Source organism: Pseudoalteromonas sp. Ps84H-4, assembly GCF_024124645.1.
Classification (GTDB): Bacteria; Pseudomonadota; Gammaproteobacteria; order Enterobacterales; family Alteromonadaceae; genus Pseudoalteromonas; species Pseudoalteromonas lipolytica_C.
Genome location: NZ_JAMXSK010000006.1, coordinates 22,219 through 34,777 on the forward strand (window position 1 = coordinate 22,219; position 12,559 = coordinate 34,777).

Consider the following 12,559-nt stretch of genomic DNA (forward strand, 5'->3'; position numbering starts at 1 on the left):
GTGCACGTTTATCAAATATTTAATGCCATATGGTGATACAAGCCAATACCAACTAATACATTAAATGGGAAAGTTATGCCCAAGGAGCAGAGCATAGCCAACCCAATGTCAGCCTCTGGGATGGCTGCTTTGATGGCTGCTGGTGCGGCAATATATGATGCACTTGCTACTAAGCTTGCCAAAATAACAACTGAACCAAGTTCCAGCTGTAAAAGGGTTCCGACACCGACTCCAATCGCGCCAAGAATACTAGGAGTAATAAGAGCAAAAAGTGCTAAGCGCCAGTGATGCCATGGGATAGGGCGTAGTGTTTGAGCTGCCATTAAGCCCATTTCAAGTAAAAACAAGGCCAGTACGACTTTGAAACTGTTGGTTAATAAACTGGTTACTTGACTACCTTGTTGAGTCCCATACATCATGCCGATTATTACGCCACCGACTAACAATATGACGCTTTTGTTTGTTAATGTTTCATGCCACAGTGCTTTAAGTGATAAATGTTTACTTGAGCCATTACCAAGGCTGCGAAATAGCAGCAGACCGACAATAATTGCTGGCAGTTCTAACATGACTAGATACAGTGTTACTTCAGCGCCAACATCTAAAGCATTTGACTCAGCATAAGCCAAAGCAACAGCAAATGTACCGGCACTTACTGAACCATAGTGTGCTGCAATACTTGAACTATTTGCTACTGATAAACCAAGCAATTTATTTAATATAGGATAAACAAGAAGAGGAATACCTGCACCGAGAAGCATCACCGCGCCCATTTCAGGCAGTAATTTCCAATGCAAGCTGCCGTGCAGCACCATGCCACCTTTTAAACCAATTGTTAGCATAAGCAGTAGGCTCAGCGTTTCGTAAGTTGCTTGTGGAATTTTAAGATCTGAGCGCAATAACCCTGCAGCTAGACCCAAAATAAAAAACATTACAACAATATCAGGCACTTTATTCTCCTTTGAATTTAAAATGTCGTCATTTTAAACAAAAAGAAGCATAGTAAATAATTAAATAAATGCTAGTATCTTATAGGTTTTTATCTATGGGTGGTGGTTATGGATCTAAGACATATTTCTTTTCGGCTATTAGAAGTGTTTATGCAAGTTGTTAAAACTCGTTCGATCAGTGAAACAGCAAGGCAGTTACATTTAACACAGCCGACGGTTTCTCAACAAATTAAGCGCTTACAAGAAAGTATTAGTGAACCTTTAATTATTGTTAATCAGCAAAAAATTCATATTACTGAAGCGGGTTTCGCGCTTTATCAAACGTGCCTACAAGTATTTGGACAATTTGATGATTATCAAGATTATTTAGTTGAGCTTAGAGGAGGAGAGCGAGGGCGTTGCAAAATAGCCATTGTAAACACTGCACAATATATTTTACCTAAGTTACTGGGCCCATACAGTAATTTACATCCTCACGTAGAATTACCGCTGGAAATTGGTAATAGGGCAGAAGTACTTGCTCGATTTGAAAGAGGAGAAGATGACATTTATGTATTTAGTCACCCGCCGTCACTAGAACATGCAAAGGCTGGGCGATTTTTGCAAAATCCACTTGTCTTTATTGCTCCTATGCACCATCCACTTGCTCAGCAACAGCAAGTGACTTTAAAAGAGTTAATGAAGGAGCGTTTTTTATTACGTGAGCCTGGTTCTGCAACTAGAATGCTATTTGAGAGTGAGCTGCAAAGTCGTGGCTTAGTATTGAGTAATACAGTGCAAATGGCTAGTAACGAAGCGATTAGAGTCGCTGTAGGCTCTGGCATGGGGCTTGGTGTGGTATCGCGCCATGTATTGCCAACAAACGATAGCTCTTTTTGCATCCTTGATGTAGTTGATGTTCAGCTTGCTAGTCACTGGTACTTCGTGGTGCGCACTGATCGTCATCTTTCTCATGCTGCTCGTAGCTTCTTAAAGTTCGCAGAGCTTAACCTTGAGCAATGTTTAGACAAAAACTGGGTCAATAATGAATTAAGTACATTGAATACAAGCTTAGCGTAAAGTATTTTTAAAAAGCCATAGTAACGACTTGATTTCTACCGTTTACTTTTGCTTTGTAAAGTCCTTTATCTGCTTGGGCAAGTAACTCGTTTATATTATTGCTTCCTGACTGATGGGTGATTATGCCCACGCTGATGGTTAATTTTATGCGTTGATCATTGAAAGTAAAATAGTCGTTATTGATGGCTAAGCGAATTCGCTCTGATAAGTTTTCACCCTGTAATTGGTTAGTGCTTGGAAGTATAACTGCAAATTCTTCTCCACCAATTCGAGCTACTAAGTCGTGTTCTCTAAGTTGTGATTTTATTTTATTTGCGACCCACTTTAATGCCTCATCCCCAGTTTCGTGGCCATACTTGTCGTTTACTCTTTTGAAAAAATCTATATCAATCATGACTGCGCATAATTCACTGAGGCTATTGTTTGCTTGTTCCAAATAGTTATTGCTAATAGTTATAAAAGCTCGTCTATTGAGTAATCCAGTTAATGAATCTCGATTAGCAAGATCACTGAGTACTTGTTCTGATTCTAAAAACATGAGTAATGGCCAGATCATTGCTGTAAGTGTAGTGATGATGATATGGCTAATTAGAATAATGGCAAACACTTGTGATATGTCTGCCTTTATGTAGTTAAAGTGCTCCATCACTAAAAGACCAAATTGAACAAACATGATGGCGCTGTGAATGAAAAAGCATAGCTGCAAGAGCACCAAGTGGATAATTCGCTCAACATTTAGTCTACGTAAAGCATTTGCTGCGTAGAGAAAACTAAAGGCAAGAATTGCAGTCGTGACGAATTGATCAAAACCAAGTTGAAACATGGGAAATAATAGCATTGCAGTAGCTAGTAGAAGATATAAGCAACGTTTTAAGTAGTATTTTTCTCTATTGTTATAGGCATGAATACCTAAGACTGCAGCTAGTGGAGCGGCTATTATAAGTAAATTGGCTATAAAGTGTGTCAAAATTGGAAGGTCAATAAACACTCGTGAGGTGGCTGTAATTTGGGCTAATACAAAAATCAGGCACGAACTTCCCCAATACAAATAGCTTTGTTGCTGTCTCAAAAAATACAGAGACAATAAGAAGGCACCAATAACCACATTCAGTAATACCGAAATGCTGATTATGGTGGGTAAGTCCACCATGAATATCCCTAATTCCACTTTACGACATAATTAATTATTATGTACCACGCTGATTAAATCAACTAATGATTTTTACTTAAAGCCTTAAACTCTCTAATGCTGGTTTAAGTTCTGGATAATGAAAACGATAATTATGTTTTAAAAGTTTATCAGGGATCACGAATTGTCCATGAAGTAATAAATCAGACATTTCGCCCATCATTAGCTTTAAAACCCAAGCAGGCATTCTTAGCATTGCTGGTCTTGAAATAACGGAACCCAAGGTTTGACTAAACTCATTATTATCAACAGGGTTAGGCGCTGTTGCATTGATAGGGCCACAGATGTCTTGATGAGACAGTACAAATAAAATGAGCTGGATCATATCATCTATATGTATCCAAGACATGCCTTGCTTACCATGACCTATAGGGCCGCCAAGACCAAATTTGAATGCGGGTAACATTTTATCGAGCGCACCGCCATGTTTTGATAACACCACACCAGTTCTGAGTAGACACACGCGCGTTTTTTCCGATTCAGCTTTGGTTGCTGCGTGCTCCCAATCTCGGCATAGTACGTGGCTAAACTCGGGGTAAATGTCATTAAAGCTTTCATCTATTTTGCAGTCGCCTTGTCGACCATAAAAGCCAATCGCACTGCCAGAAATAAAAGTGTGCGGTGGTGAATTGCAGCGGTTGATTTTTTTTGTGATTTGTTGTGTCAGCTTAATACGACTATCTAATAATTCTCGTTTTTGTGAATCACTCCAGCGCTTATTAACAATAGGCTCACCTGCTAGATTAATGATTGCGTCTATCTGTTCAAAATCGACCTCGTCTAATGACTTAACAGCCACAACTTGGTGAGTAAGCAAGACGGCCGCTTGGATAGGGTTACGAGTAAGAACAGTCACTTTATGATGGTTTAAAAGAAATGGGCACAAATGCTTGCCTATAAGACCTGTTCCACCCGTTAATAATATATGCATTGTGACACCTTAGAAGACAGTTGGTCTATTTTTTATACATAGTGATGATGATATTTGCAAACTATACGTAAAAAGTAGCTGAATCGATTAGTTTTTCATTCAAGCTTGACCATGAATACAATATGAGGCGTTGTGGCTTAATTTTGCGTTATACATTGCTTTATCTGCTAGGTTGATTAACGTTTTCCAATCGTCACTATGATCAGGAGCGAGAGCAACACCAATACTTAAATCGATGTCAAAAGTATGTTGTTCTATTTCAAAACAGACTTCAAAACTCTTTAATAAATGATTAAGCATAGGTTCTATATATTCAATCTTTGAGATGTTTTCTACGATGATGATAAATTCATCTCCACCATAACGGTAGATGGCGTCATCGGCTCGAAAAGTAGAGCTGATACGTTTTGCTGTTTCAATTAACACCTTGTCACCAATACTATGACCATAATTATCGTTTAATTGTTTGAATTTATTTATATCAATAAAAATTAGTGCCAGTTTGTTGTCTACTGAACAAGTATTAATGGCCTGGCGTAAATGGGGTTCTAGGTCTGAGCGGTTAAGAGCACCTGTTAAATGGTCGTGTTTTGCTTGAAAATTTAATCTTTTAGTTCGTTTATGGATGATATTGCTCATACGTTGAAATCGTTTAAGGAGGTGACCTATTTCATCATGCCTGTAAACAATACTTACGTTAGGTTTATCTCCTTTTTCTAATTGTTCAGTAATATGCAGTAATTGCTTTAACGGAATGAAGAGTTTTTTATTAATAAAAACTGCTGAAAAAACGCATAATAAAATAAGCAGTGGAATTTGAATTGAAATTAGATACGTTAACAACAAACTGTGTTGTTGAAAATCTGACATCTCTATATCTAACTTTTCACGTTGTATATTTTGAAATTCAGAAATTAATTTGCGAATTTGCTCCATGTACTCTTTCCCTTCGTTGCTTTGTACAACCTCCATTGCTGCTTGGATTGCAGAGGGACTGTTTTGCATCACTAAATTAATAGTTAAATCTAACTCGTCAAACTTTTTATTTATTAAAACATCAAGTTGAGATAGTTTTTCTTGCTGCTCTCGCTGATGTATTGTAATTTTAGTCAGGGTTAAAAAGTGTGTTTTTGCTTTTTTTATACCGTCGTAGTAGGGCGTTAAATAAGATGTATTTTGTGTAAGAAGATAACCACGCTGGCCTGTTTCGGCATGAACTATTTGGGTGTAAAGTTTTTCTGATTCGTCAATTATTTCGTGTGTATGATCAACTGCCTCGTGCTTTTGCCTGCCTTCTTTATCTAAAAGCATAACTAAAACAGTGTTAGTGGTAACCAATAAAAGCAATAGTATTAGTAAAGCTAAAAACTGGGTTCTAAGCGACATAGAAAAACCAACGACAAGAAAGTTATATTTTTTAAGTATAAAGTATTGTTTAAGATGCGGGCTTTTACCAATTTATAATAAAAACAAAGGCTACTAATAATGTTTTTGGGTTGCTAAATGTTATTATCTTAGTTCTATATTCTAAGTTTTAAAGTGTGTAATAGCTATTTTACTGGTATGCTAAAAACTTAAAAATCGCAGCTTAAAAATGACAAGGAGTGACTGTGAACTTTCTGCGCCAATTTCACGATATTGTATCGAATCAGCAAACTAATTTTGATGATAAAGTGGCGCAATTGCTGCATTTTGGCTTAGCGATATTCAATCTTGATTTTGCAATTGTGAGTCGTGTTGAAGAACAAGTATATACAGTTATTCACGTGGTTTCTCCAAACGATGCGATCCCTGTTGGGTCTCAGTTTGATGTAGCAGGAACCTATTGTTCACATACATTAGCTGCAGATAAAGCATTATCATTTAACCATGCATCACAGAGCTACATAGCTGAACACCCTTGCTACAAGAACTTCCAATTAGAATCTTATATTGGTGCGCCTATCCACATTGGTAAAAGCGTGTTTGGTACGGTTAACTTTTCAGCGGCACAATCTACAGCACCATTCACAGAAGAGGCGCATGATTATGTTGAACTTTTTGCTCAATGGTTGGGCAATGAGTTTGCTCGTAATTTATCATCAGAAAAATTAATTAAAAAGAACTCTATGCTTGCACAAGTTGAAGAGGTGGCAAAAATTGGCTCTTGGGAGCTAGATTTAATCACCAATCATCTTTACTGGAGTAAGCAAACTAAAGTTATTCATGAAGTCCCTGAAGATTTCAAGCCCGATCTCGAGAATGCTATTCAATTTTACAAACAAGGCGAAAGCCGCCAAGCCATTGAAAAAGTTGTCAAAGAAGCTATTGAGCAAGGTAAAGATTGGAATATTGAAATTGAATTGATAACAGCTAAAGGCAACCCTATATGGGTATCAACAGTCGGAAAAGCTGAATTTAAAGAGGGGGCGTGTGTTCGGATAATTGGTACTTTTCAAGATGTTACTAAGTCGGTACTGCTACGTGAAGAGCTTAAAAAACAAAAAGCTGATGCAGAACGTACACTTGAAGATAGAAGCATTTTGCTTGCCAAAATAAGCCATGAACTTCGTACTCCGCTCAATGGTATTACAGGCATGTTAACGACTTTGTTGTATGAAAAATCAGAGCAAAAGCGTGAAGAGAAACTCAAAATAGCGTTGCGTAGTGCAGATATTTTGCTGAATATTATTAATGAAGTGTTGGATTTTTCAAAAATTAATCACGGCGAACTTAAGCTTGAACCTAGTCACTTCTTATTGAAAACCATTTTTGTTGATATTGTTTCTTTGTATTCTCCTTTGTATCAACAAAGTAACCTTAGCTTTGATGCGACGATTGATATCAGTGATGAGTGTTGGACATTCAGTGACAATACTCGCATTACACAAATAGTCTCGAACTTGTTGAGTAATGCACTTAAGTTTACTGAGCAAGGTGAGGTAACGTTAACTGCCAGTGCTAAAGAGCTCAATGATAAAGTGCTTCTGTCTTTTAAAGTCACTGATTCAGGGATTGGAATGACTGAAAACTTTATGAAGTCGCTATTTTCACCCTTTACACAAGAGATAAGTAAAGATCGAAAAAAAGGCGGTACAGGGCTTGGCCTAGCAATAGTTAAAGAGCTAATTGATTATATGGGTGGCACAGTTGAGGTGAAGAGCGAACATAGAAAAGGCAGTTGTTTTGAAATTAAACTTCCTCTAGAAAAAGGTCAACCTCAAAGCCATCAACAACAAGATGTAAGTAATATTGATTTTACAACTCTTCCTCTCGCTATTTTGGTCGTTGATGATAATCAGATTAACCGGTTAGTCTTGAAAGCCCATTTAGAAAAATTAGGCTTAACTGCAGACTTTGCATGTGATGGCGTCGATGCGATCAATAAATGCAAACAAAATAACTACAATTTGATATTTATGGATTGCGTAATGCCTGAACTTGACGGTTTAGAAGCAACACGTTATCTGAGAGCTAATGGTATTTGTCCTGAAAATAAAACGTTTATAATTGCATTAACTGCGAATACTTCTGCAGATGATAAAGCCGCCTGTAAAAAAGCGGGGATGGATTTGTTTGTATCAAAGCCTGTTAAAAATACGGCAATTGAACAATCCATTATTGCAGCAAAAGGACATTTAGCGCTTTAAACATAAGGTTTAAAGCAATTTTATACTTATATCCCTAACCCTAACAATACATTGCGATTGCCTAAGTTTAGGCTATCTTCAAATTTAACCTATACTTAATGTATATAAAAATTTGGGGTAATGTAATGAATCATGCTCAAAATCGTCGGCGCTTTTTGAAAACTCTTAGCGTAGGTGCTGCGGTATCAACGTTGGCGTTTAAAGCCCCCTATGTTTTTGCTAAAAAGCAAATCACTTTGCGCGTTATGGGGACACATGTCACATTACAAGAAGAGCTCAGACAACGCGCAATGCGTGAGTTAGGCATTAATGTTGAGTTTACCCCAATGGGCAGTGCTGCTGTACTACAAAAAGCAGCTGCAAACCCAAATTCATTCGATCTCTATGAGCAATGGTCTGATTCAATCAACATACTATGGCAAGCTGGTGCAATACAGCCATTAGATATTGATAGGTTAAACTATTGGCAAGAAATTAACCCTTTGACTAAAACAGGCAAGATTACACCTGAAGCAAGCATAGGAGCCGGAGATTCACCTAACAAGTTACTTTATGTTCAAGCCGATGGCTCCTTGGGAACTACACCTACAAAGCAAATTAGTTTTATGCCTTATGTCCATAATGTTGATTCATTTGGCTACAACACTAATTTTATAGAACAAGGTATTCCTTATGAAACAGAGTCATGGGCTTGGTTACTTGATGAAAAAAACAAAGGTAAAGTGGCTTTAGTGAATGCTCCCACTATTGGAATCTTTGATGCAGCTTTAGCAGCTCAAGGCAAAGGACTGATGCGTTTCAACGATATTGGCAATATGAGTATTTCTGAAATAGATCAGCTATTTGCAATTCTACTCGAGAAAAAAAGGCAAGGTCATTTCGCTGGCTTTTGGACGTCTGTTCCGCAGTCTGTAGATTTCATGAAAATGAAACGGGTCAATATTCAAAGTATGTTTTCTCCAGGTGTAAGTGCATGTAAAGGACAGGGGATACCTGTTGTCTATGCTTCTCCCAAAGAAGGGTACCGTGCATGGCATGGGGTTATGTGCTTATCTTCAAATACACAAGGGCATGTAAAAGATGCGGCATATGAGTATATGAATTGGTGGTTATCTGGCTATCCTGGAGCATTTATTGCGCGCCAAGGTTATTATATTTCTAACCCCGAGCGCAGTCAGCCGCTTATGTCAAAGCCGGAATGGGATTATTGGTATGAAGGAAAAGCTGCATCAATAGACCTGCAAGGTACAGATGGAAAAGTGTCAGTTAAAGCGGGCCAAATGCGAGATGGTGGCAGTTATATAAAGCGTTTTTCGAATATTGCCGTTTGGAATACAGTAATGCCTAATTATGATTACAGCTTAGATAAGTGGTATGAGCTATTAAACTCATAGGGAATTAAATTGATTAATATCATTTCTAAGTCACTGGCAGCTAAAGTATTACTTGCATTAATGCTGGTGATATTAGTCATGGGAATAAGCTTTGTTGTGATGAACAAGCGCCTCAAAACAATTGAAGTGTCTTTCAATGATATTAGCCGTATAAGCAATTATGCAGTAAGCATCTTAAGCATAAACAAAGATATTGTTGAAATGCAAAGAGATATCTCTGTCTATGGCTCGTCTGGAAGTGAAGCTGTTTTTAGTAAAATCATAGAGAATTTCGACAGTGTAAAAAGCCGTTTAAATGAAGTTAACTTGAAATCAGATGAGAGTGATAGCCAAGTATATTTAGACTCTATGTCTGAGTTAATCGACAGATATAGTGATAATTTAGGTGTGCTCACGAAGCGATATGAAATTAGATCAGAGCTCATCGAAGTTGAACTTCCGAGCATTTATTTTGAGGCCGTTACTCATCTTGAAAACCTAAAGAAGCTAGCTGTTTCAAACGAACAAATGTTGATCATCGCCGAAAGCCTCAATATGTGGCATGTGCTACATCGTGATGCCTATCAATTTTTAACTAAAAAAGACTATACAAAACGAACTGCCGTTAATAATGCTTTGCAAGTGTTATCTGGGCTTAATAATGATCTAGCTATGACACAACAAGATGATGTTCAGAGTGAAATTATAAGAACAGCGACATTAGCGAGCACTTATCAGAACGCTTTTTCAAAAGCTATTCAGGCTAATCGCAACTACTTTAGTTTGGTAAATGTTGTAATGGCGGGGGATGCAATCGAGTTTAGTACACTAGCAAATAAGCTAAGAGAGAATTCTTTAGCCCATTTGAATCAGATCAAAAAAGACGCGGAAATCACAGTTTCTAAAACCGAAAAAATATTAAAAGCACTGGCGGCTGTCGTGTTTATTTATGTGTTAGCGCTTGCCGCTTTTTTTCATCTACAAATATCTCAAGCCATCAAGAGGCTCACTGTCAGTTTTCAACGCTTTTTAGAAGGGGATTTATCGGCACCAATACATGATTTAAACCGTAAAGATGAAATTGGAGTTCTTGCAAGCGCAGCAGATAGCTTTCGTATTTTAAGTCGTGATCTTTCTGAAGCAAAAAAAGTTGCAGAGCACACGACAAAAGTAAAATCAGAGTTTCTCGCCAATATGAGTCATGAAATAAGAACTCCTATGAATGGTATTTTAGGAATGGCTCGACAATTGAGTAGAACAACACTCACTACAGAACAGGCAAAGATGCTTGCTATTATTCAGTCTTCTGGTTCGAGTTTATTAGTGATTATTAATGATATTTTGGATTTAAGTAAAATAGAGGCTTCTAAAATTGAGCTAGAATCTCAACCAATTAAGTTAAGCAGTATGTTAGATGAACTCCAGCATCTATTTTTAGAACAAGCACATAGCAAGAATATTCAATTTAATATTGAAACAAGCCCTGATGGCAAAGAGGCCATCTTCTTAGGAGATGAAACGCGTTTGAAACAAGTACTAATTAATTTACTTGGTAACGCAATTAAATTTACAGAGCGGGGTAATGTGACGTTGAGTGTTGAAATTGCTCAACGTAATGATGAATTTAGCTTAACGTTTAACGTAATAGATACTGGGATTGGTATAGTCAAAGAGCACATGAGTAATTTATTTGAAGCCTTTTCACAAGCTGATGCCTCAATTACACGTCGCTTTGGTGGTACAGGGTTAGGTTTGGCTATTTCGAGTAAGTTACTCAATTTGATGGGCACAACTTTACATGTTGAAAGTGAAGCTGGTGTTGGTTCACGTTTTTATTTTCAGATGGTAGCAAAACAGAGCTTTAAGCATGCTGATATAAAAGAGGTAACGCTGATGAAATTTCCAGATGAGTCTTTTGATTTCTCAAGACTAAATGTTCTGATTGTTGAAGACAATGAAATCAATCAGGTCGTTATCGAAGCGATGCTAAATGAATTTAATATTAGCTCAATAAAAATAGCAAATGATGGCGAACAAGCCATATTACAATGTGAGAAACAGTTATTTGATATTATTTTCAAGGACATGCAAATGCCTGTTTTAGATGGCCCTCAGGCAACAATAAAAATACGCGAGAAAGAAGCCTTTAAATCAACACCTATCATTGCATTGACTGCTAATGTATTAAGTGCAGATAAGCAGCGCTGTTTTGATGCTGGGATGAATGATTTCATTGCTAAACCAATAAAGTATGAATCTCTAAAAGAGGTATTGTTAAAGTGGTGCACACCAGCAGATGACAGCCAAGAGGAGCATTATACCTGCTCAAAGTGAGCCTATGTGTATACAGTAAAATACGAATGTATTGTTTTCGATTTGTTTGTGCTTTTATATAAATTAAGTTGCAGAGTACAACGACAATAATCCCAAGCTAATCATTTCAACTCGTATAAAAAGTCCGTATAATCCACGCCGAACTTTTTACTATGAAACATGGCTTAGCAAAGCCTGTATGAGCAGAGCAAATGAATCAAACTGATACTAGAAAAGAAACTCTTGAATTTAATAAACTTCAAAAGCGTCTAAGAAGGCATGTTGGTAACGCGATTACTGATTACAACATGATTGAAGACGGTGATGTTGTTATGGCGTGTATCAGTGGTGGTAAAGATTCTTTTGCGATGCTAGATATTTTGCTTAATTTACAAAAAGCAGCGCCAATTAAATTTGAAGTGATTGCGGTAAACCTTGATCAGAAGCAGCCAGGCTTTCCTGAGCACATTTTGCCTGATTACTTTGAAACGCTAAATATCCCGTATTACATCGTTGATAAAGATACCTACTCACTAGTAAAGGAAAAAGTACCAGAAGGTAAGACGACGTGTGGTCTGTGTTCACGACTTCGTCGCGGCACACTTTATTCATTCGCAGAAAAAATTGGCGCGACAAAACTAGCACTTGGTCATCACATGGATGACATTGTTGAGACAATGTTCTTAAATATGTTTCATGGTTCACGATTAAAAGCGATGCCACCAAAATTACGCTCTGATGATGAACGTAACGTAGTCATTCGTCCGTTGTCATATTGCCGTGAGAAAGATTTAATTAAATACGCCGAGCATAAAGATTTCCCGATTATTCCTTGTAACTTGTGTGGCTCGCAAGAAAACCTTCAGCGTCAATCAATTAAAGCCATGCTGACAGAGTGGGATAAGAAAACTCCGGGTCGTGTTGAAAGTATTTTTAAGTCTTTACAGAATGTTAGCCCAAGTCAGCTTGCAGACAGAAACTTATTTGATTTTGAAAACTTACCACTTGATAGAGAAGGCAATCGTGAAAGCTATGACTTTAGCGAGGCGGTGGTCTCATCGACAAACATTGATGAATCATTATTTATCGATGTAACAAATATATAAAAACCCTCA

The 12,559-nt window shown here is 37.4% G+C and carries 9 protein-coding genes; 5 read left to right on the plus strand and 4 right to left on the minus strand.

Annotated elements, in window-relative coordinates:
- Nucleotides 1–11: 11 nt before the first annotated feature.
- Entirely contained in the window at nucleotides 12–950 is a 939-nt protein-coding gene (locus NH454_RS07525; RefSeq protein WP_135924281.1) for a sodium-dependent bicarbonate transport family permease, read from the minus strand.
- Between the two features lie 108 nt (nucleotides 951–1,058).
- Between NH454_RS07525 and NH454_RS07530 the strand changes: the two genes are divergently transcribed.
- Nucleotides 1,059–2,009 carry a LysR family transcriptional regulator gene (locus tag NH454_RS07530; protein ID WP_135924282.1) on the plus strand — a complete coding sequence of 317 codons (951 nt, stop codon included), beginning with the start codon at nucleotides 1,059–1,061 and terminating at the stop codon, nucleotides 2,007–2,009.
- Nucleotides 2,010–2,016: 7 nt separating this feature from the next.
- Here NH454_RS07530 and NH454_RS22430 read toward each other — a convergent pair whose 3' ends face one another.
- The 3 genes from NH454_RS22430 to NH454_RS07545 all read right to left on the minus strand — a co-directional run bounded on the left by NH454_RS22430 (nucleotide 2,017) and on the right by NH454_RS07545 (nucleotide 5,515).
- The gene (locus tag NH454_RS22430) at nucleotides 2,017–3,177 is read right to left on the minus strand and encodes a GGDEF domain-containing protein (RefSeq protein ID WP_199526605.1); all 1,161 of its coding nucleotides are present in this window, start codon (nucleotides 3,175–3,177) and stop codon (nucleotides 2,017–2,019) included.
- A gap of 58 nt (nucleotides 3,178–3,235) precedes the next feature.
- On the minus strand, nucleotides 3,236–4,129 hold the full coding sequence (locus tag NH454_RS07540) for a TIGR01777 family oxidoreductase (RefSeq protein ID WP_235382349.1): 894 nt from the start codon (nucleotides 4,127–4,129) through the stop codon (nucleotides 3,236–3,238).
- 99 nt (nucleotides 4,130–4,228) lie between these two features.
- Nucleotides 4,229–5,515, minus strand: coding sequence for a diguanylate cyclase (locus NH454_RS07545; RefSeq protein ID WP_135924285.1), 1,287 nt, complete (start codon nucleotides 5,513–5,515; stop codon nucleotides 4,229–4,231).
- 224 nt (nucleotides 5,516–5,739) lie between these two features.
- Here NH454_RS07545 and NH454_RS07550 point away from each other — a divergent pair, with 224 nt between their 5' ends.
- From NH454_RS07550 to ttcA, 4 genes are all read left to right on the plus strand, one after another.
- The gene (locus NH454_RS07550) at nucleotides 5,740–7,758 is read left to right on the plus strand and encodes an ATP-binding protein (protein ID WP_253038664.1); all 2,019 of its coding nucleotides are present in this window, start codon (nucleotides 5,740–5,742) and stop codon (nucleotides 7,756–7,758) included.
- A gap of 125 nt (nucleotides 7,759–7,883) precedes the next feature.
- Nucleotides 7,884–9,152 (plus strand): extracellular solute-binding protein, encoded by a 1,269-nt coding sequence (locus NH454_RS07555; protein WP_235382351.1) that lies wholly within the window; start codon nucleotides 7,884–7,886, stop codon nucleotides 9,150–9,152.
- 9 nt (nucleotides 9,153–9,161) lie between these two features.
- Complete coding sequence (locus tag NH454_RS07560) at nucleotides 9,162–11,465, plus strand: ATP-binding protein (RefSeq protein WP_253038666.1); 2,304 nt, start codon at nucleotides 9,162–9,164, stop codon at nucleotides 11,463–11,465.
- A 191-nt stretch (nucleotides 11,466–11,656) separates the two neighbouring features.
- Nucleotides 11,657–12,550, plus strand: a complete 894-nt coding sequence (gene ttcA / locus NH454_RS07565; protein ID WP_235382353.1) for a tRNA 2-thiocytidine(32) synthetase TtcA — start codon at nucleotides 11,657–11,659, stop codon at nucleotides 12,548–12,550.
- Nucleotides 12,551–12,559: the final 9 nt, after the last annotated feature.

What these genes read in the sequence shown, in the direction of transcription:
- NH454_RS07555 (WP_235382351.1), top strand. Translation starts at nt 7,884, where the DNA reads ATGAATCATGCTCAAAATCGTCGGCGCTTTTTGAAAACTCTTAGCGTA.
- NH454_RS07540 (WP_235382349.1), bottom strand. Translation starts at nt 4,129, where the DNA reads ATGCATATATTATTAACGGGTGGAACAGGTCTTATAGGCAAGCATTTG.
- ttcA (WP_235382353.1), top strand. Translation starts at nt 11,657, where the DNA reads ATGAATCAAACTGATACTAGAAAAGAAACTCTTGAATTTAATAAACTT.
- NH454_RS07545 (WP_135924285.1), bottom strand. Translation starts at nt 5,515, where the DNA reads ATGTCGCTTAGAACCCAGTTTTTAGCTTTACTAATACTATTGCTTTTA.
- NH454_RS07530 (WP_135924282.1), top strand. Translation starts at nt 1,059, where the DNA reads ATGGATCTAAGACATATTTCTTTTCGGCTATTAGAAGTGTTTATGCAA.